The sequence below is a fragment of the Actinoplanes sp. NPDC051851 genome (genome assembly GCF_040681165.1).
Lineage (GTDB): Bacteria > Actinomycetota > Actinomycetes > Mycobacteriales > Micromonosporaceae > Actinoplanes.
The window spans coordinates 16,787-36,869 of record NZ_JBFAYF010000004.1 but is presented as its reverse complement, the minus strand read 5'-3'; the positions used below and the strand labels follow the sequence as shown (position 1 = coordinate 36,869).

The following is a 20,083-nucleotide window of genomic DNA, read 5'->3' as shown; positions in this document are numbered from 1 at the left end:
TTCCACCCATGAAGAGACGCACCCTCCTACTCGGTTCCGTCCTCGTCGCCGCCGGTTGCGCCAAGAACGGCGGTTCGCCCGGCGGCGACACCAGCACCCTCAACGTCGGCCAGGTCAGCAACTCGATCGCCTTCCTCCCGTTCTACATCGCCGAGCAGAAGAAGCTCTTCGAGGGCGTCACGCTCGGCGAACGGCCCCGCCTCGGCACCGGCGCCAAGGTCGCCGCGGCCCTGCAGTCCGGCAGCATCGACGTGGCCGGCTCGGTGATGACCGACGCGTTCAACCTCTACAAGACCAACGACCAGACCCGGGTGATCGGCAGCCTGGTCAACACGTACTACCTGGACATCGTCGCCGGTGCCACGATGCCCACCGCCGGTGACACCGCGCCGGTCGCCGACCGGATCGCGGCGCTCAAGGGGAAGAAGATCGGCATCACCGGGCCGGGCAGCGGCACCGAGGCGCTGGTGAAGTACCTGTTCAAGAAGGGCGGGATGGACGCGACCAAGGACGCCGAGCTGGTCAACCTGGGCAGCGACGCGTCGGCCGCCCTCGGCGCGCTCAGCCAGAGACGGGTCGACGCGCTCTCCTTCCCGCAGCCGGTCGGCCAGCTCGCGGTCGCCGCGGGCGCCGGGCGCCTCTACATCTCGGTCGCCGCCGGTGACGTCCCGGAGATCAAGAGCGCCACCCACGGCGTGATCCTCACGACCCAGTCGGTGCTCGACGCGAAGAGCGACGCGGTCGCGGCGTTCCTGCGGGGCATCGCCAAGGCCGAGGCCCTGGTGCACAGCGACGCCACCGGCACCGGCGAACTGCTCTCCGGATACCAGGAGACGATGAAGCCCGAGACCGTGCAGTCGCTGGTCCCGATCCTGCAACAGGAGATCCCCGAGTCGCCGCTCCCGCCGGAGGAGGGCTACACCGCGTCGGCTACGTTCCACCAGGCGACCGGCTTGATCACGGAGGTGCCGCCGTACAGCACGATCGTTCCGACCACGTGGATCAACTCCGCCCTGGCGTAAGGCGGTTCTGGGCGCTGCTCGGCGCCCACGCGATCCTGGTCATGGTGGTCAGCTACGCGCTGCGCCCGGCCCTCTCGTACGCCGTCCTCGACCTCGGCTACGGGTCGGTCTGGCCGGCCGTGCTGACCGCCGCGTTCGCCGTGCCCCCGCTGATCCTGGCGCTCACCACCGGCCGCCTCGTCGACCGGGTCGGTGAGCGCCCCGGGATGCTGCTCGGTGCCGTGTTCCTGGTGGTGGCCTGCCTGGTCGCCTGGGCCGGGGCCCGGCACCTGGCCGCGCTGATCGTGTCGACCGCGCTGCTCGGCGTCGGGATCATCTTCTCGATGGTCGGCGAGCAGTCCGCGGTCGCCGGCCGGGCCCGGGCCGGTGGGCTGGACTCCACGCTCGGCGTCTACACGTTCCTCACCTCGCTGGGCCAGATGCTCGGCCCGTTGCTGCTGCTGATCCCGCCGCGCCCCGGCTCCCTGGTCCCGCCGCTGCCACCGATCGCGCTCGCCTGCGCCGTCGCGAGCGTGCTGATCCTGCTGACGTCCTGCGGGTTCGGCGGCACCCGCACGGCGCCCGTCGTGGCGGACACCGGCACCTGGTCCGCGCCCCGGCTCCTCGGCCTGCCCGGGATGTGGCGGGCGATGCTGGTCAGCGGGCTGATCCTGGCCTCGATCGACGTGGCCCTGGCGTATCTCCCGGCACTGGTCCACGCGCGCGGGATCGCCCCGTACTGGCTGACCGCCATGCTCGCGGCGCGCGCCGTCGCCCAGATGCTCTCCCGGATCAACCTGGGCCGGCTCTCCGAGCGTTTCGGCCGCCGCGGTCTGACCATGGTGTGCTGCGCGGTGTCGGCGCTGGCCCTCGGCGGCCTGACTGTCCCGGCGCCGATCGCGGTCCTGATCGCGCTCGCCGCGGTCTACGGCTTCACGGCCGGCGTCTGCCAGCCGCTGACGATGGCCTGGGTGACCGAGCTCGCCCCGTCGGGCACCCGCGGCACGGTGCTGTCGCTACGCCTGGCCGGCAACCGCATCGCCCAGACGCTGATCCCGGCGATCACCGGCGCGGCGGCCGCGACGACCGGCGTCTCCGGCGTCCTGATGGTCACCGGCGCCACCCTCGGCGTCGCGGCGTGGTCCGCCGCCGCCATCCCCCGCCCACCCACCTGACCCCGGCTCCCGCCCGGGCGAAGGGCCGGCCGCCCGTCCGGCGCCGTTCGTGTACACCCACCACCCGGCTCGCGCCGTCTGTGCGCGTCCACCGTCCCGGGGCGGACGTATCGGCGGTCCCCGAATTCTGTCCGTCAGGAATCCACCGAGGGCGTTGGCCGGGAGGATCGGTGGGGACGGATGGATGTGTCGACGAGAGGTGCGCCGGTGCTGTGCCGGCGATGCGGGCAGATCGCGGTCGGGAACTCCGGGAGCTGTCCGCACTGCGGGTCGCCGGCCGGCGCCTCGCCGGACGGTGGGGCACCGGGGCCGCGGCCGGCCACACCGCCGCCGATGGACACGGACGGGACCGTGTTCCGGTTCGCTCCGGCGGAGCTCAGCACCGGGCCGCGGCTCAGCCGTAAGGCCTGGCGGCGGGTCGGGTTCGGGGGAGCGGCCCTGGTGATCGCGGTCGCCGCGTTCGTGGTGTTCGGGCCGGAGGCGCCGAGCCCGGGCGGGACCGTACGGGACTACTTCGACGACCTGGCCAAGGGGGACACCGCCGCGGCGCTCGCGCTGGTCGACACCGGGGGAGAGCTGGACGACGCGCCGCTGCTCGTCCCGGAGGCGCTGGCGGCCGAGGCGAACCGGCCGGGCGACCTCAGCGTCACGTCCGAGGAGCCGTACGCGGCGGAGTCCTACTCGGGGAGTGACGAGTACACCGTGGTGACCACCCGGTACACGCTCGGCGGGCAGACGGTCGAGCAGCGGTTCACGGTGCACGAGACCGAGGACGGCGATGTGCCGTACCTGCTGGAGCAGCCGTTCCTGTACCTGACCGTGGCGCTGCCGGGCGGGATGGACGTGGCGGTCAACGGGATCACCGTGGACAGCGCGACGGCGGCCCGGGGCACGCCCGTGTTCCCGGCCGTCTACGCGGCGACGACCAGCGGCAACGTGCTTTTCGCCGGTGCCACGCGAGCCGCCGCCTACGAGTTCTCCGGGCAGGCCGGGCGCGCCGACATCGACCTGTCGCAGCCGGAGATCGCCGCGGGCGCGCAGGGCGCGGTGCAGACCGCCGTCGAGACGTATCTGGACACGAACTGCGTCAACCCGGCGGCGTACTCGTACGGCTGCCCGCTGCGGGCGCCCTCGTCGTGGTGGAGCCAGACGACCACGTGGGCGATCACGGCGTACCCCCAGATCGGGCTCGAGCAGGCGGAAGCGGGAGCGACGCGCCTGCAGTTCGCCACCGGGACCTCGGGGTCCGCGGACTACACGACCACCTACACCGAGTTCGGCGGGGTGGCGAAGAAGGAGACCGGCACGGTGCCGGTCGACATCACCGGCAGCGCGGCCCTCGGCGACGACGGTGCCGTCCAGATCGCACTCGGCTACTGACCGATAGGGAGAAGAACGATGGACGAGGACATCGCCTACCGCACCCAGTCACTCAAATTCACCGGGATGGAACTCGCGCTCGACGAGTCGATCTCGTTCCGCACGCTGATCCGGCTCTGGGTGTACGCCGCCCTCGCCGGCACCCTGACCTACCTGGCCATGTCGCTGTTCGCCCTGCTCCTGCTGGCCGGCGGTGGGGGGACCGGCTCGGTCACCGTGTACGGCCTCGGCAGCATCCTCGGGATCGGCGTCTTCTTCGCCGTCCTGCTCCTGGTCAAGATCGAGGAGCCGGTCGCCGAGTGGAAGACCCTGATCGAGGGGAAGTCCGCGGCGGCCGAGTCGTCGTACGCCGCCATCTACCAGTCGATGTCCCGCCGCCGGATCCCGGTCGGCGTCACGGCCCGCCGGATCCGCAGCGACGTGATGGCCGAGACGGTCAACAACCGGCTGATCATCGTCGAGCGGTCGTACATCGCCTACGTGTCGGTCTTCGCGTTCGGCACCTCGCTCTACGTCGGCTGGACGATGTGGCGGGACCGCCGCGGCTACCAGCTGATCGGCCAGTTCCTCAAGGACATGCTCGGCGCGATGCTCGGGCGCACCGGGATCATCAACCAGATGCTGCGCACCGAGCGGGTCCGCGCGGTCCGCGAGGCCGTGCACTCGGCGGTCCGCGAGGGCGTGGACGCGGCGGTCGACGGCCTCGAGGTGCCGATCGCCGCCACGTTCGGCTACGACATCCCGATCGAGTCGGTGTCGTCGAGCTCCTCGGCGATGGCGCCGGGCCGCCCGGCGCACCTGGCGGGCTGACCGGATGACGGCGATGTCCGGCCGGGACCTGGGGAGGTTCCCGGACGGGCCGGCGGCGGACGTGCTGACCGCCGCCGGCCCGCACGGCTTCCGCTCGTGGGCCGCCCTGCTCGTGGAGCCGGTCCCCGGGCGGGAGTCCGGTGAGGGTTCGCAGGGGGAGCGGCGCGCCGAGGCGGCCATCGCCGACGCGGGCTGGCTCGCCGGGCTCGGTGATCCGGCCGGCGGCGCCCGGCTGGAGCTGCGCTATCTGCACCGGCCGGGGGAGAAGCTGCGGTGCGTGCTGCTCGGCCGGGTGGACACACCCACCGCCGGTGCCGCCACCTCCGCGGCGCGGCGTCTGCGCGACCGTCTCGCTTCGCTTCCTCCGCATGTACGCGCCACCTCGGCCGGTTCCGCCGCCGACATCCAGCGCCTGCTGAACCCGTTCCGGCCGCACCCGTCCGGGCTCGCCGAGGTCCGCAAGCAGATCCGGTGGGCCCGGCCGATCCGGCGGGACGCGGGGGTCGCGTACTACCTCGCGGTGCCGCGGCTGGCCACCGGGGCGTCCAGCTGGGATCCGCTCTGGCAGGGTGTCGCCGATCTGCCGCAGCCGTTCCTGCTGACCGTGGGGCTGGAGCCGTACGCGCCGCCCCCGCAGTTCGGCGGCATGCTCGCCGACCTGGCCATCCGGTACGGCCGGCTCGCCACCCCGGGCCGGTCCGCGCAGAGCTCGCTGCGGCAGCACAGCTACGAGCTGCCCGCCGACCCGTTCGCGGCGTACGCGGCCCCGCTCTTCACCGAGGCGTGGCGGCACTACCAGTCCGGCGTCTTCCGGGCCCGGATCACCCTCGCCTCGCCCGAGCCGCTCCCGGAGCCGCTGGTGGCCCGGGTGGCGGCGACGATCTGCGCGCCGCGCGGCAACGGCGAGACCACGCACGTCGTGGTCACCCCCGCGCCGGACGAGAGGGACACCGCCTGGCGCAACGTGACGATGCTGGAGAACGAGCGCTGGGACCGGGGTTACCTGGCCCACCTTCCCGAGCCGCCACCGTCCGGACTGCGGCTGCTGGCCGAGACGATGGACGCGTCCGAGGCGGCGTCGGCCTGGCGCCTGCCACCCGCTCCCAGCCCCGGAGGCCGGACCGTGTTCCACATCAGCGGTGACCACGCGACCGTCGTGAACGAGAGCGTCGTGCACGGCTCGTTCAACGTCGGCGGCGGCTCGGCTGCCGGTGCCGAGGAGGCGGGACCGAAACTGAACATCCTGCTCGCGTGCGCCAACCCGCGGGGCAGCAAGGACCTGCGGCTCGGCGAGGAGGACCGCACACTGCGCGAGTCGATCAAGCTGTCGGCGGGCCGGGACCGGATCACGATCGAGACCCTCAACGCGGTCACCGTCGACGACCTGCGCCGTGCCCTGATGGCCACCCGCTTCGACGTCGTGCACTTCTCCGGCCACGGCGCCCCGGACGGGCGGCTGGCCTTCGAGGACGCCGTCGGCAACCTCTTCGAACCGCCGACCGCGGCGCTCGCCCAGCTCTTCGCCCGGCGGGGTATCCGGGTCGCGGTGCTGAACGCCTGCTATTCACTCTCGGTCGACAGCATCACCGGGATCGGCACCGAGTACACCATCGCCTCGGACGGCCCGCTCGCCGACCCTGCCGCGATCGAGTTCACCCGCGGTTTCTACGACGCGCTCGGCCACGGTCTGGAGGTACCGGACGCCTTCGAGGAGGGCAGGGACGCCGCCGCGCTGAAGGGCCAGACGTTCACCGGGATCCTGCTGCGTGCAGGGGAGCGACACGTCGCGTCCACATAGGTGAGAATCGGTCCGTGCCGGAGCGATCGTGGTGGGAACGGGTGGTGAGCCGGGTGCGCGGGCTGCCGCCGCCGGTGGTCGACGTCGGGCTGGCGGTGATCGCGCTGATCGCCCAGCTCGCCCCGTTCGTCTCCGGCGGCGGGCCCTGGCCGCCCGGCGCCTACGCGGTGGCCGTCGCGGTGTCGCTGCCGGTGGTCTGGCGGCGGCGGGCGCCGTTCGCCGTGCTGCTCGCCAGCGAACTCGCGGCCGCCCTGTACACGCTGGTGCCGACCGGCCCGCGGCAGCCGCTCTGGTACGGCGCGCTGATCGCCATGTTCACGGTCGCCGCGCAGGCGCCCCGATGGCAGCGGATCAGCGCCCTCGTGATCATCGGGTGGGGCGCGTTCATCCTCACCGGCTCGATCGAGACGGCGGCGCGGGGTGCACTGCTCTGGACCACGGCGTACGTGATGGGCAGGGCCTGGGCGAATCGCCGGGAGGAGGTGCGCACCCTGCGGGAACGCGCCCGCCACCTGGAACGCGAGCGGGAGCTCTCGGCGGCGCGCGAGCGGTCCCGGATCGCCCGCGACATGCACGACATCCTCGCCCACGCGGTGAGCATCACGATCGCGCAGGCGGAGGCGGGCCCGGTGGTGATGAAGCAGGGCCCGGAGCGGACCGAGGCGGCGTTCGACGCGATCGCCGAGGCGGGCCGGGACGCGATGGCCCAGCTGCGCCGGATCCTGGGCGTCCTCGACGCGGACGGCGAGGGGGACCGCAGCCCGCAGCCCACGCTCGCCGGCCTCCCGGACCTGGTCGGCCAGGTCGCCCGTACCGGATCCACCGCGGTCACGCTGGACGTGCTCGGCGAGCCCGGCAGCGTGCCGCCGGAGACCGAGGTCGCGGCGTACCGGATCGTTCAGGAGGCGCTGACCAACGTGCTCAAACACGCGCGGGCGACGACGGTCGCGGTCACGCTCGACTGGCACGAGGGTGGACTGGCCCTCACCGTGACCGACGACGGCCGCGGCCCACGGGCGGCGGACGGCCACGGGCACGGGCTGATCGGGATCCGGGAGCGGGCGGTGTCCTGCGGCGGGACCGCGTCGTCCGGTCCGGCGCCCGGCGGCCGGGGATTCCAGGTGCGGGCGAGCCTGCCCGGCGCGACGGCGGCGGTGGCCCGGTGACGATCCGCATCGTGGTCGCCGATGATCAGGAACTGATCCGGAACGCCTTCGCGATGATCCTGGACAACGAGGCCGACATGACGGTGGTCGCCGAGGCCGCGGACGGCGCCGAGGCGGTGGCCGCGGTCCACGAGCACGCGCCGGACGTACTCGTGCTCGACATCCGGATGCCGGTGATGGACGGGATCGAGGCCACCCGGCGGCTCAGCGGCGGGTCGGTCCGGGTGCTCATGCTGACCACTTTCGGCCAGGACGACTACGTCTACGACGCGCTCCGGGCCGGTGCGAGCGGGTTCCTGCTCAAGGACGTACGCCGGGCCGAACTGGTCCACGCGGTCCGCGTCGTCGCCGCCGGTGAGTCGCTGCTCGCCCCGGCGGTCACCACCCGGCTGATCGAGACGGCGGTCCGCGGTCAGGCGCCGCCGGCCACGCCCTGGCCCGGGCTGGACCGGCTCACCCCGCGGGAGCGGGAGACGCTGCGGCTGCTCGGGCGCGGGCTGACCAACGCCGAACTGGCCGCCGCCCTGGTGGTCAGCGAGCACACGGTGAAGACGCACGTCAGCAGCGTGCTGGCGAAGCTCGGCCTGCGCGACCGGGCCCAGGCGGTGGTGGCCGCCTACGAGTCCGGCTTGGTGGTGGCGGGGGAGCCCTCCCCCTGACGGAGACCTCCTCCCCCTGACGGAGACCTCCTCTCCCTCTGGAGAGTGAGTCCGGAACCGCTCTCGGCGGCGATGGCCGGGCGCGCCGTTTCATCGACGATCATCTGGTGAAGACACGCATCCTGGTCCCGCTCCTCGCCGTCGCCGCGCTGATCGGCGCGCCCTCCGCCGCCTCCGCAGCCCCGGTCCCGCCGTCGATCCCGGCCGATCTGACCACGACCGACATCGCCGTTCCCACCAGGGACGGCACGATCCTTTCCGGTACGGTCGTCGCGCCCCGCACGACCTCCGGCCCGCTACCCGGGCTGGTGCTGGTGAGCGGCTCCGGCACCGGCAAGCGGTCGGGTCTCACCCCGGAGGCGATCGCCTTCGCCCGGCAGGGGATCGCGGTGCTGTCGTACGACAAACGCCCGCTCGATCAACCGGTCTACTCGACGCTCGCCGACGACGTGGTCTCCGCGGTCGGCGTGCTGCGGCGGCAGCCCGGGGTGCGGCCGGACGCCGTGGGACTCTGGGGGATCAGCGAGGGCGGCTGGGTGATGCCGCTCGCCGCGAGCCGTTCGCCGGAGATCGCCTTCCTGGTCCTCGCCTCCGCACCGGCCCTCTCGCCGGTCCGGGTGCAGAACTGGAACATGCGGAACAAGCTGGCCGCCGCCGGGGTCACCGGCGCACTCGCCGAGACCCTCTCCACCCGGTTCTACCGCCTCGCCGACGACGCGGGACTCTTCGCCGAGGCCGGCTACGACACGCGTCCCGCGCTCGCCGCCGTCACCCAGCCCGTCCTCGCGGTCTACGGCTCGGCCGACACCCAGGTCCCGGCCACGGAGAGCGCCGCCGTGCTGCGCGCGACGATCCGTACCCCGCTGACCGTCCGGGTCCTGCCCGGCGCCGGCCACACGCTGCGCGTCCTCGACGAGACCGGCATGTACACGAACGAGCTCTACCCCGGCTACCCGGAGATGGTCGGCGCCTACGTCCGGTCGGTCGCCGCCGGCACGGTCCCGGCGCCCCGCGTCGACCCGTCCCCGGCGCAGTCGGCCACCAGCGTCGCGCTCTCCCCGTCGGCGTGGTGGGAGTCCTGGCCCGCGCAGCTCACCGTCCTCGCCGTGCTCCTGACCGGCTTCCTCGCCTACCCGGTCATCGCGCTGATCCGGCGGCTGCGGCGCGGCACGGTCGCGGCCGGTTGGGTCCGCCGCCGTTCCGCCCCGGTCGCCGTCGCGGTCGCCGTCCCGGTCACCGTCCCGGCCCGGGTCCTGGCCGCCGTCGGCGCCGCCGCGGTCACCGGTTTCGTCGCGTACTTCGTCCTCGTCGCCGACAGCGCCGACTGGAAGGGCATCTCGCCGGGCCCGATGCTGGCCGGCCGCCCGGTGTTCTGGCTGGCGCTGCAGGCAGCCGCCCTCGTCGTGGTCATCACCACCGCCATGACGATCCACGCGTGGCGCACCGCCGCCGGCGACCGCCTGCGTCTCGGCTTCCTGATCACGGCCGGCGCCCTCTTCCTCCCCTGGTCCCTGTACTGGGGCCTCCTCCTCCCCTGACGCCCGCCCCGCCCCGCACCGTCCGCCGAGGCCGGCAGGCGCACAACGCCAGCCACGAAGATCATCCCCGCAGTTGATCATGAAAAACCGAGAACGCCCACCCCGCCGGTGACGGTCCCGCTGGAATCGACCAGCGGGGGGTGTGTCGGGTCGTGTGACACACCCCCGGGACGCCAGCCATGGAGGGTGGGCGGTCGGGGTCAGCGGTGGGTGGCGGTCAGCTCCACGCGATAGGTGGACTGGGTGGAGCCGTCCTCGCTGGTCGTGGTGACCGTGCGGGTGCGGCCGGTGCCGGTGACCGTGACCGTGGCGTACGGGTCGGTCGCGGTCGCGGTCACGACGGCCTTGGACGGGTTCGGGACGGTGACCCGGTACGTGGTGGTGGACGGGGTGAAGCCGTGGACCGGAACGCCGTCGACCAGCAGGGACGAGACCGAGGCGTCGGAGCCGGTGCCGGGGGCCTTGGCGTACACCTGAAGCTCGGAGACGGTCAGATAGCCGTTGGGCACCGCCGTCAGTCGCAGGCAGAGGGACGTGGTGGCGCCGGACGGCACCGGGATGTCGACGGCGAGGGGGCTGTCGACGCCGACCGGGATGACCGCGCCGGTGAGCACGCAGGCGCCGGACGCGTCCGGGATGCCGGCCTGGACGGACTGGGCGAGGCCGCCGCCCGACGAGTTGTCGCGGTAGAACGTCAGCGTCAGCTTGGACGGGACGGTACCGGCGGGGAGGGCGACGGTCAGGGTCTCGGCCGCGTTGCGGTCCGTGGACTTCCAGTCGGACCAGGCCTTGTCGGTGGTGTCGCCGTTGGTGAGGCCGGCGGTGGAGTATCCGGGCTCGGTGTACGACGCGGTCACCGTGTGGCCCGAGGTCAGCCCGTCGACCGGTGCGGTGACCTGGACGCGGGCGGTGGCCGGGAGCGTGGTGCCGTCGACGACGGTGGCGGTGCCGGTCAGCGTGGCGACGCCGAGCGTGTCGAACGTCCCGGTGGACCACGTGACCGGGATGTCGGCCTCTCCGCCGTGCCTGCCGACCGCGACGACCGTGGTGGGCAGCGCGGGCCGGCCGCCGGGGAAGGTCTTGGCGCGGCCGGGCAGCGTCGAGGTGAAGACGTCGACGGTGACCTTCGCGGTGGCCTTGTGGGTCTTGCCGAGCACGTCGGTGGCGGTGCCGTGGACCGTGACCACGCCGGGCTTGCGCCAGCACGACGCGGCCGGGAGGGACCAGGTCACCGGCAGGGCGCGGGTGGTGCCGTCGGCCAGGGTCGCGGAGACCGTCGCGGGCAGCACCGGGGTACGCCCGGGAACGGTGTAGGTGACGGCCGGGGCGAGCGTGGTCACCGTCTCGTCCTTCAGGGCCCAGCGCTGGTTGCCGGCCGAGGTGGGCTGCCAGAGGCTGACCGGGGAGCCGTCGGTGACCGCGCCGCTGGAGACGTCGAGCAGCAGCTGCGCGGCCACGTTGATCAGGGTGTACGTCCCGTCCCCGGTGGTGGAGACTCGCCAGAGGTCACCGCCGCCCGCGGTCAGGGTCGCTCCGGTCGCCACGTTGACGAGCCGGTAGGTCGCGTCGATGGTGCCCGCGCCGGCCACCGCGTGCAGCGTCCACAGCTGATCGGTGTCGGTCACGTCGTTGGTGCGGATGGTGGTGTCCGAGGAGAGGCTGCGACCGCTGGCCACCCCCTGGATCCGGTACGTGTCCCCGTCCACGAGGTGTGCCGAGGACGCCGACGAGACGCCGGTGACGAGGAACGAGGTCACGGACTGCGCCGGTACGTCCAGCGTGACGGTGCCGCCGGTGACGCGTACCGGAGAACCCTGCACGAGCTTGCCCGACGCGTCGGTGACCACCGGGGTGACGGTCGCGGAACGCGACACGGAACCGAACTTCGACAGGTCGAGGGTGACCGATTCCGCCGTCGTCGCCGGGTTGGTGTGCACGACCGTGAGGCCGGTGCCGTCGGCGGTGATCGCGGCGACGCTGCGGGTGTCGCTCACCTTGACCACGTGGTCGCCGGGCCGGATGTAGTGGGTGAAGTTCCGGATCGTGTCGAACTTGGTGTTGGTCTTGACCGGGCAGGTCGCGAGGGTGTCCGACGCCGTGCAGTCGAACGGCACGTGGATCTCGCCCCACTGCAGGTTGCCCTCGGCGACCATGTTGTCGAGGTCCTCGATCGGCTGCCAGAGTACCCAGGCGGACGGCTCCAGCTCACGGATGTCGTCGATGATCCGCTGGGCCATGCCGAGTCCGGAGTTCATGCTCGTGTAGTCGTTGCCCCAGCTGCCCTCGACCTCGCTCATCCAGAGTGGCGTCTGCGAGGCCTTCGCGATGTCCCGGACGCTGGTCCGCTGCCCGGTGCCGTAGGTGTGCACGTTGAGCCGGTCGACGGCGTCGCGGGCCGACGAGGTCCAGCCGTAGTAGTCGGTGACCATCGTGCCGGGGTTGGTCTCGTCCGGTGCGGAGATCTCCCACTCGTCCGACTTGTCCGCCAGGGCGCTGATCACCGCGGCCTGGAGAGCGGGAGAGGCGTGCGCCCCCTCCTGCCGTCCGCCCGTGGGCTGGCCGTTCGAGCCCAGCGTCGTTCCCCAGTAGTTGGTGTTGGGCTCGTTCAGCGGCTCGATCGAGTCGAAGGTGATGCCGTGCGCCTGCTCGAGGTGCGAAGCGACGGAAGTAAGATATGTCGCGAAATCATCGACCTTTTCGGTACGGATCTGGTCGGTGGTCGCGCTGAACCCGCCGCTGACGTACCCGGAGACGGTCTGGAAGTAGGGCGGCGAGTTGCTGAACGCCTCCCAGTGCGTGACCCTGTCCTTGATCTGGTCCACCCACCAGCGCTGGTTGGGGTCGGCGTCCCAGTCCCAGTCGTCGGCGGACGCCGGATCCCACCAGTCCTTGTCGGTCGGGCCGTACTGCTGGCCGGCCTTCCAGAAGCCCGGAACCGCGCCGCCCGGTCGCAGGTAGTCGGTGACCGTCGGTGCGTTCCCGCCGCCGATGTTGTACCGGGCGATGTTGAGGTTCAGCCCCTCTGCGCCGAAGACCAGGTCGACCAGCTTCTGCCGGATCTCGTCCGGGTAGTCCCCGGTGGCCTCGGCCATCCAGGCCAGGCTGGTGCCCCAGCCCTGCCAGGCGGCCTCCTGGTAGGAGGGGTCGACGACGACGGTGGTGGTGGCGATATCGACGGCAGCGGACGCGGGCGACGCCGGCACGGTGGCGAGACCGAGAGTGAGCAGGGTGGCGAGGCCGATACGTAACGACATGGGCGGTCCCTTGTTTACGTAAACATCGGAGGATGCAACAGTTTCGACATTCGATTGACTCAATGTCAAGAAAGACGGGCCCGGCGTCCCACGCCGGGCCCGTCGCGAAGGATCAGGCGAGCTTGTCGCCGACCAGGGCGAGGTTCTGGATCGCCGCGAGCCCGTACAGGGCGGTGGTGTTCGTGTCCACCCAGGACGCTTCGTCCACCGCGTTGAGCACCTCCGGGCCCTCGCGCCGGGTGGTCGTCCACGGCGAGGCGTCGGTGTATCCGTCGGTTCCGGTGAACTCGCTCCACGCCCGGGCCGCCAGGGTGGCGTCGGTCAGCCGGACCGAGGCGTACGCGGTGAGCCGGGAGTGCCCCTGCTTGAGGATGAGCGTCCCGAAGTCCGCGCCGCACTCCGCGGCCTGCTCGGCCTTGGTCGCGTTGAAGAGCCGGCAGTACTGCAGCCACGCGGCCTCGAAGCCCGGCACGTCGACCAGGTCGATCAGCTCGGCGCAGATCTCCACCTGGCCGAACATGGCGCTCAGGTGCGAGACGCTGACCAGCTTCTCGGCCTCGGCGAACTCGCCGGTGTCGATGTCGTAGAGCCCGCTGCCGGTGACGAAGCCGTTCGGCATCCGGGCGATCGTCCGCATGGTGGCGAGCAGCTTCTTCTCCGCGATCGCCGCCTGCGGGCCGCGCCGCTCCCACTCGGTCAGCCAGGCCGCGGCGAGGCCGCTCCAGTCGGTGCCGAGGCCGATCGAGAGCGCGTGCGGGTCCGGCGTGTACGGCTCCGTCCGGATCTTGCGTAGCGGGTCGAGCACCAGGAACGTCTCGTCCGAGTCGACCAGGTCGGCCATCAGGTCCCCGACGCGTTCGTCCGCGGTGAGGAAGTAGAAGATCCGCCGGTACACGGCCGTGCTGATCCGCTGCTGCTTGGCGCTGTCCGCCCAGTGCATCACGCCGTGCCGGGTGCCGAGGCCGGCCCACTCGCCGAGGTGGTAGACGTCGACCTCGCCGGTGTGCCGGGTCATCGCCTCGGCGAACCGGTAGATGTCGGCGCGGCCGGAGCGCAGGTACGCGAACCAGAGCCACAGGTCCGGCGAGAGCTCCGAGTTGTCCCAGGCGTACCCGCCGACGTCGTACCGCCAGACGTGCCGGTCGGCGTCCGGGGTGTGCATGATGTCGCCGTAGTTCCAGAAGCCGTACCAGTGCCGCACCTCGCGCTGGTCCCGGTAGTAGTCGAAGAGGAAGTCCAGCCGGTCCTCGACCTTGGCGCGCGCCGGGGTGGACCGGTCCACCGGGCTGAACAGCCCGCCGAACGCCTTACTGGTGACCAGGTGCTCGACCGGGGCCACCACCTGCGGCGGGGTGGCGACCGCACCGGCCAGCGCGGCGAGCCGCTCGGCGGACGGGGTGGCGGCGAGTGCCCAGAACGTCAGCTCGGTGGTGCGGGCGATGCCGTACGGCGTACCGAAGCCCGGCTCGTAGTCCTCATAGGTGATGTTGAGGCCTTCCAACTGCTCCGGGTACGTGTCCTGGCCCATCCCGTCGTGGTAGAAGCGGGTGTCCATCGGCCCGGCCTCCGGCGACCAGAGCCAGAGCGTGGCCTGCGCCTCGTCCCCGGCGGCACCCCGGATGTCCAGCTGGGTCGGCGTCCGCTGCCAGAAGTCCCGCATCCCGAAGCCGAGCCCGCCGGTGACCCCTCCGACGTACCCGAACCCGCCGGCCCGCTGACCGGAGTCGACGCCGATCCACCCGTACCCCGGCTTGGTCCTCTTCTTGATGGTGTAACCCTCGGAGCTGAGCTGGCTCAGCGTGTAGTCGCCCCAGGTGGGGATCAGGTCGAGCCGGGTGGTGACCCGCTGGTCCCAGGTGGACGGGTCGGCGAGCTTCTCCCCGGCGATCTGCGCGGTGCGGATGCTCGCGCCCGGGTCGCGCCGCAGCCCGGTGATCCCGCGGACCGCCTCGCGCAGCAGCCCGTCCCCGTCGCCGGAGATCCGGATGTGCCGGTCGTAGTACGCGTCCCGCATCGGCACCCCGACCCGGACGCCGAGCCCGGCGATGAACTCGTCCTGCCCCTCGCTGTCGAAGACGAAGGTGTGCACCATCCGGACGTGCTCGGCGCCGGCGTAGAAGTAGAGCCGCACGCTGAACGGCAGCCAGGACCGCCCGCGCCGCTTGTGCTTCCCCTCGATCCGCACGACGGCGCGGACCGGCCCGCGCTGCTCGATCTTCACGTTCTTGACATCCGAGATCAGCCGCTCGCGGGACGACTTCGTCTCGTCGCCGTCGTCGGCCGTGGTCTGCCGCAGGCTCACCAGCTGCATGGTGCGGGCGATCTCGACGCCGTCCCGGGTGATCGAGCCGACCACCGCCGAGCCCTTCTTCGGGATGGTCACCTTGATGATTCCGGTGTTGACGATCACCCGGTCCTTCTCGTCGGCGACCAGGATCGGCGGCGTCACGTCCTGCGCGGTGGTCCGGGTCAGCGTGTAGCCGTCCGCGAGGAACTCGTCGGCGGCCGGGATGGCGTGCGCGCTCCACTTCAGCGTGCCGTCCGGCCAGTAGGCGATCGGCCAGCTCTGCACCGGCACCGTCGCACCACCGGTGGCGGTGAGCGCGAACTGCTCACCCGGCGCCACCGTCCCTTTCGGCCACGGCACACCCCAGGTGCTGCCGGTGCCGACGCTGGGCTTCCCCTCCAGCCAGCTCAGATTTACCGACTGCGGCGCATCCGCGCCTTTCAGCAGCTGGGTGGGGGTCAGGGTGGGTGGTTCCGCGTGCGCTTGCGTCGATGTCGCAAGACCGCTGAGGGGTACGGCCGCACCTGCGGCAGCCACGCCTCGGACGAAGGTTCGTCGGGAGATCTCCGACATGACCGGCTCCTCCTGTGTGGGGATGGGGTTCAGCCTTTGAGCCCTGATGTCGCGAAGCCCTCGACCAGGAGCCGCTGGAAGGCGGCGAAGAAGAGCAGGATCGGTACCAGCGCGAGGGCGGAGAGCGCCAGCATCGGGCCGTACAGGTTCTGGTCGGTGACGTCGATGAAGAGCCGCAGGGCCAGCGGCAGGGTGTACTTCTCCGGATCGGAGAGGTAGATCAGCTGACTCAGGAAGTCGTTCCAGGTCCAGATGAAGGTGAAGATCGCCGTGGTGACCAGGGCCGGCCGGATCAGCGGCAGGATGATCCGGCCGAAGATCCGGATCGAGCCGCAGCCGTCCAGACGGGCCGCCTCGTCCAGCTCCCGCGGGATGTTCCGCATGAACTGCACCATCAGGAAGACGAAGAACGCGTCGGTGGCGAGCAGCTTCGGCAGGATCAGCGGCCAGAACGTGTCGACCATGCCGAGCCGCTGGTAGATCGTGTACTGCGGGATCAGCACGGCGTGCGTGGGCAGCATGATGGTGGCGAGCATGAAGCCGAAGAGCAGGCCGTGCAGGCGGAACCGGAGGCGGGCGAAGGCGTACCCGGCCAGCGAGCAGCTGATCAGGTTGCCCAGCGCGGCGCCGGCCGAGACCAGGATCGAGTTGGCGAAGAACCGCCAGATGGGTACGTCGGCCAGCGCGCCACCGAGGTCGCGGTAGTTGTCCAGCACGATCCGCTTCGGGATCAGCGCGAGACTCTGCAGGATCTCCGGGCCGGGCTTGAACGACGCGACGGCCAGCCAGACGATCGGGTAGAGCAACGGCGCCAGCAGGGCGAGCACCACCAGGTGCCAGCCGGCCCGTCGCAGGACCCGGCTCACGATTCGTCCCCGGAGTAGAAGACCCAGCTCCTGGCGGTCCGGAAGAGCAGCGCGGTGACCGCCGCGACGGCGATCAGCAGCATCCATCCCATCGCCGACGCGTATCCCATCTTGAACTCCACGAAGCCCTTCTCGTACAGGTAGAGCGTGTAGAAGAGGGTCGAGTCGCTGGGGCCACCGGTGCCGTTGCTGACCACGTACGCCGCGGTGAAGACCTGGAACGCGCGGATCGTGTCGATCACCAGGTTGAAGAAGATCACCGGGGAGAGCATCGGCACCGTGATCGACCGGAAGGTGCGCCACGGACCGGCCCCGTCCACCGCTGCGGCGTCGTAGTACTCCGGCGGGATCTGCTGCAGCCCGGCCAGGAAGATCACCATCGGCGCGCCGAACTGCCAGACCGCGAGCAGCACCAGCGCGGTCAGCGCCCGGTCCGGGTCACCGATCCAGTCGTGGAAGATCACCCGCCAGACCACCGCCACGCTGACGCTCGCGCCGAGCAGCGACGGCGCGTAGAACGCCGACCGGTACACGCCCTGCGCCCGGCTCCGCCGGTTGATCAGCATGGCCACCGCGAGCGCGGCCGCCATCTGCACCGGCACCGCGACCAGCACGTACTTGGTGGTGGCCCAGACCGAGTTCCAGAAGTGCGGGTCGACGGTGAGCGCCCGGACGTAGTTGTCCAGCCCGACCCACTCCGGCGCGGTGAACAGGTCGTAGTCGGTGAACGAGAGGTAGAGAGAGGCGGCCATCGGCCCCAGGGTGAGCAGCAGCGCGCCGAGCACCCAGGGGGAGAGGAAGAGGTACGCGATCGACGGCCGCTCGCCGTACCGGCGTGGCGTGGCGGCGGGTGCGACCGGGCGAACCCGGGGACGGTCCAGCACCGTGGTCATCGCCTCAGACCCCGAGCGCCTGCTGGATCTCGCTCATCAGCCGGGGAGCCGCCTCCTCCGGGGTGGCCTTGGCGTTCATCACGTCGTCGTAGATCCGCTGGAACTGGGTCTTCACCACGCCGGCGCCCTTCGGCGGGGGCGACGGGGCGGGCAGCAGGCTCGGGCTGACCTTCGTCTCGTAGTCGGCGACCATCTTCCACTCGTCGGTCAGCGTCGAGCTCAGCGTCTCGCGGATCTTCAGGTTGGCCGGCAGGCCGCGGCTCATCCCGAGGAGCGCGCCGGCCTCCGGGTCGTTCAGGAAGAAGTCGACGAACTGCAGCGCGGCCTCCTGGTTCTTGGTGCGCTGCGCGACGCTGATCAGCATCGGCGGCTGGGTGACCTGCCCGATCGTGGTGCCGGCGGTGGGGAAGGCGGAGAGCTTGAACTCCGAGCCGTACGTGTCCCACGAGGTCATCCCGACCGTCGAGTCCGGGCTGAACTCGCCGGTGGACTCCTTGCGCGGGAACGGCGTACCGGTGGTGTTGCTGGTGACCGCGGGCGGGGTGAGCGCCTTGGCGTCGCGGAACTCGTTCGCCAGCTGCCACCAGCGGACCACGTCGTCCTGGGCGTACCCGAGCTTGCCGTCCGCGGTGTACAGGTCCTTGCCCTGCTGCCGCAGCCAGTCGCCGAACCAGTCCTCGATGCCGAACGGGTCGCTGATCCCGCTGACCTTCGGCCCGAACTTCGCGGAGACCTTGCTCGCCGCCACCTTCAGATCGTCCCAGGTCCAGCCGTCGGCGGGGAGTTTCGCGCCGGCCTCGGTCCACTTCGCGGCGTCGTACTGCAGCACGTGGGTGGTCTGGCCCATCGGCAACCCGTACGTCTGCTCGCCGATCTTGCCCTGGGTGAAGAGCTTCGGCTCCAGGTCGGCGGTCTGGATCGTGCCGGTGAGGTGCGAGGTCAGGTCGAGCAGGGTGTTGCGCTCGGCGTACTCGCGGATGTAGCGCTCGCTCATCTGCAGCACGTCGGGGGCGTTGCCGCCGCTCATCTCGGTGGCGAGCTTCTGGAAGTACGGGTCGAAGGCGGCGTACGAGGTCTTGATGGTGATGTCCGGGTGCTTGGTGTGGAAGAGATCCACCACCTTCTGCGTGATGGTGGCCCGCTCCTCGCTGCCCCACCAGGCGAACCGCAGCGTCTTGCCGTCCGAGTCACCGGACCCGCCACAGGCGGCGGCCGAACCCGTCCCGGCCAGCGCCAGGCCGGCCAGTCCACCGCGCAGCAACGTCCTTCTATTGACAGGCATGGGAGCCTCCCCAAGGCTAAAACGTTTCATTGACGGTGCAAGTTAATTCAGCATGCTCAATATGTTCCGGCAGCATGACACGACGATCATCACTGCGTCAACGACTGCTGAATCGTTTACCCACCTCGGGGAAAGCGCTGTCCTGAGGAGGGTGTTCCACGCCCTTTTCAGCCGGTTTCGAGGGCATCGGTGGACGCGAGCGCCGGGTTCGTAGGATGGGCGGCGCTCTGCCGCCCCGACCCCCCTGGAGTGACGACCATGCCCGACGAGCCGTCCGGCGGGCCGGTGCAGGCGTTCTGCGCCGAACTGAGCGAGCTGCGGCGGTCCTCGGGCCGGAGTCTGGCCGGGCTGGCCCACGATCTCAAGATCAGTCGCGGGCACCTCTACACGATCCTGAACGGCGAGGTGAAGCGCCCGCCGGACTGGAACCGGGTGGTCGAGCCGCTCCTGCGGGCCTGCTCCGCCGACGACGCCACGGTCGCCGCCTGGCGTACCCGCCACGACGTGCTGGAACAGGTCTACGAGCAGCTCCGCCGCCACCAGCGCCCGGACCCGGCCGCCTCCTCCGCTCCGCCCGCGCCCTCCGCTCCGCCTGCCCCCTCCACATCGGCTGCCCCCTCCACATCGCCCACCCCTTCCGCTTTCTCCGCCGCGCCTGACATTCCCGAACCTGCCCCGGCCGGGCGGCCACATCGGACCCGGCGGCTGTTCTGGGTCGCGCAGGTCGTCGCGCTCCTGGTGGCCGTCGCCGGGGGAGTGGTGATCGGGCGGGTCACGGCGCCCCGGACCGCGGCCGTGGCGCCCGCCGCCTCCGCGAGCGGGTGCGGGACGGTCACCCCGGCGGCCGGCGTGAACCTGCTCGCGCTCCCCTCGGCCAACTCGGGGCGGGCCGTCTGGTGGCGCAACGATCCGCGGGTGACCGAGCCCGGCGACGACCCGGCCGGGTTCGGCGCGACCGTGCCCGGCGGCTCGCAGGACCCGTGGGACCGGATGGTGCTGCACAGCTGCAACCCCGTGGTGCGGGGGCGGGCGTACACGCTCACCTTCACCGCGTCGGCCACCGTCCCGGTCACGATCACCGTCCGGGTGCAGGACAACCGGCCGCCGGAGTACGTGGCGTCGCTCAACGAGCAGCTGCGGCTGGAGACCACCCCGCGGCGGTTCACCTACCGCTTCACCGGGGCCACCACCAACCCGGAGTCCGAACTGACCTTCCAGCTCGGCGGTCATGCCGGCGACTTCCGGATCGAGCTGACCGGCGCGTCCCTGGCTGTGGCCTGAGCGTTGTCCGGTCTTGTCGGGTGCGGGTGTCCTCGCGCTCGCTCATGACCAGCGGCGATGGTCGTACCGTAAGCAATCGACGGGAGAAACTGACCGAGAGTGCCGCACCCGGCTCTACTG

Annotated in this window: 14 protein-coding genes; 9 read left to right on the top strand and 5 right to left on the bottom strand. The window is 71.5% G+C overall.

Annotated features, from left to right (window positions below; genetic code table 11):
- Positions 1 to 8 precede the first annotated feature (8 nt).
- From AB0M08_RS05765 to AB0M08_RS05730, 8 genes are all read left to right on the top strand, one after another.
- The gene (locus AB0M08_RS05765; RefSeq protein ID WP_364489025.1) at positions 9 to 1,022 is read left to right on the top strand and encodes an ABC transporter substrate-binding protein; all 1,014 of its coding nucleotides are present in this window, start codon (positions 9 to 11) and stop codon (positions 1,020 to 1,022) included.
- The gene (locus AB0M08_RS05760) at positions 998 to 2,176 is read left to right on the top strand and encodes an MFS transporter (protein ID WP_364489022.1); all 1,179 of its coding nucleotides are present in this window, start codon (positions 998 to 1,000) and stop codon (positions 2,174 to 2,176) included. Before AB0M08_RS05765 ends, AB0M08_RS05760 begins: the two co-directional genes overlap by 25 nt.
- Positions 2,177 to 2,509: 333 nt before the next feature.
- Positions 2,510 to 3,556: a hypothetical protein gene (locus tag AB0M08_RS05755; RefSeq protein WP_364489019.1), complete on the top strand. Its 1,047-nt coding sequence runs from the start codon at positions 2,510 to 2,512 to the stop codon at positions 3,554 to 3,556.
- 18 nt (positions 3,557 to 3,574) lie between these two features.
- On the top strand, positions 3,575 to 4,366 hold the full coding sequence (locus AB0M08_RS05750; RefSeq protein ID WP_364489016.1) for an adhesin: 792 nt from the start codon (positions 3,575 to 3,577) through the stop codon (positions 4,364 to 4,366).
- 4 nt (positions 4,367 to 4,370) lie between these two features.
- Positions 4,371 to 6,164 carry a CHAT domain-containing protein gene (locus AB0M08_RS05745; protein ID WP_364489013.1) on the top strand — a complete coding sequence of 598 codons (1,794 nt, stop codon included), beginning with the start codon at positions 4,371 to 4,373 and terminating at the stop codon, positions 6,162 to 6,164.
- A 14-nt stretch (positions 6,165 to 6,178) separates the two neighbouring features.
- Positions 6,179 to 7,330 carry a sensor histidine kinase gene (locus AB0M08_RS05740; protein WP_364489010.1) on the top strand — a complete coding sequence of 384 codons (1,152 nt, stop codon included), beginning with the start codon at positions 6,179 to 6,181 and terminating at the stop codon, positions 7,328 to 7,330.
- The gene (locus AB0M08_RS05735; protein ID WP_364489007.1) at positions 7,327 to 7,989 is read left to right on the top strand and encodes a response regulator transcription factor; all 663 of its coding nucleotides are present in this window, start codon (positions 7,327 to 7,329) and stop codon (positions 7,987 to 7,989) included. Before AB0M08_RS05740 ends, AB0M08_RS05735 begins: the two co-directional genes overlap by 4 nt.
- Positions 7,990 to 8,096: 107 nt before the next feature.
- Entirely contained in the window at positions 8,097 to 9,527 is a 1,431-nt protein-coding gene (locus AB0M08_RS05730) for a prolyl oligopeptidase family serine peptidase (RefSeq protein ID WP_364489005.1), read from the top strand.
- Between the two features lie 200 nt (positions 9,528 to 9,727).
- Here AB0M08_RS05730 and AB0M08_RS05725 read toward each other — a convergent pair whose 3' ends face one another.
- From AB0M08_RS05725 to AB0M08_RS05705, 5 genes are all read right to left on the bottom strand, one after another.
- Positions 9,728 to 12,781, bottom strand: a complete 3,054-nt coding sequence (locus tag AB0M08_RS05725) for a glycoside hydrolase (protein WP_364489002.1) — start codon at positions 12,779 to 12,781, stop codon at positions 9,728 to 9,730.
- A 112-nt stretch (positions 12,782 to 12,893) separates the two neighbouring features.
- Complete coding sequence (locus AB0M08_RS05720; protein WP_364488999.1) at positions 12,894 to 15,641, bottom strand: twin-arginine translocation signal domain-containing protein; 2,748 nt, start codon at positions 15,639 to 15,641, stop codon at positions 12,894 to 12,896.
- 29 nt (positions 15,642 to 15,670) lie between these two features.
- Positions 15,671 to 16,507, bottom strand: a complete 837-nt coding sequence (locus AB0M08_RS05715) for a carbohydrate ABC transporter permease (protein ID WP_364488996.1) — start codon at positions 16,505 to 16,507, stop codon at positions 15,671 to 15,673.
- Positions 16,504 to 17,400: a sugar ABC transporter permease gene (locus tag AB0M08_RS05710; RefSeq protein WP_364488993.1), complete on the bottom strand. Its 897-nt coding sequence runs from the start codon at positions 17,398 to 17,400 to the stop codon at positions 16,504 to 16,506. The genes AB0M08_RS05715 and AB0M08_RS05710 overlap by 4 nt, the downstream gene beginning before the upstream one ends.
- A 4-nt stretch (positions 17,401 to 17,404) precedes the next feature.
- Positions 17,405 to 18,682: an extracellular solute-binding protein gene (locus AB0M08_RS05705; protein WP_364488990.1), complete on the bottom strand. Its 1,278-nt coding sequence runs from the start codon at positions 18,680 to 18,682 to the stop codon at positions 17,405 to 17,407.
- A gap of 258 nt (positions 18,683 to 18,940) precedes the next feature.
- Here AB0M08_RS05705 and AB0M08_RS05700 point away from each other — a divergent pair, with 258 nt between their 5' ends.
- A complete protein-coding gene (locus AB0M08_RS05700) occupies positions 18,941 to 19,963 on the top strand; it encodes a helix-turn-helix domain-containing protein (protein WP_364488987.1) in 1,023 nt (340 codons plus the stop codon).
- The last annotated feature ends 120 nt before the right edge of the window (positions 19,964 to 20,083 follow it).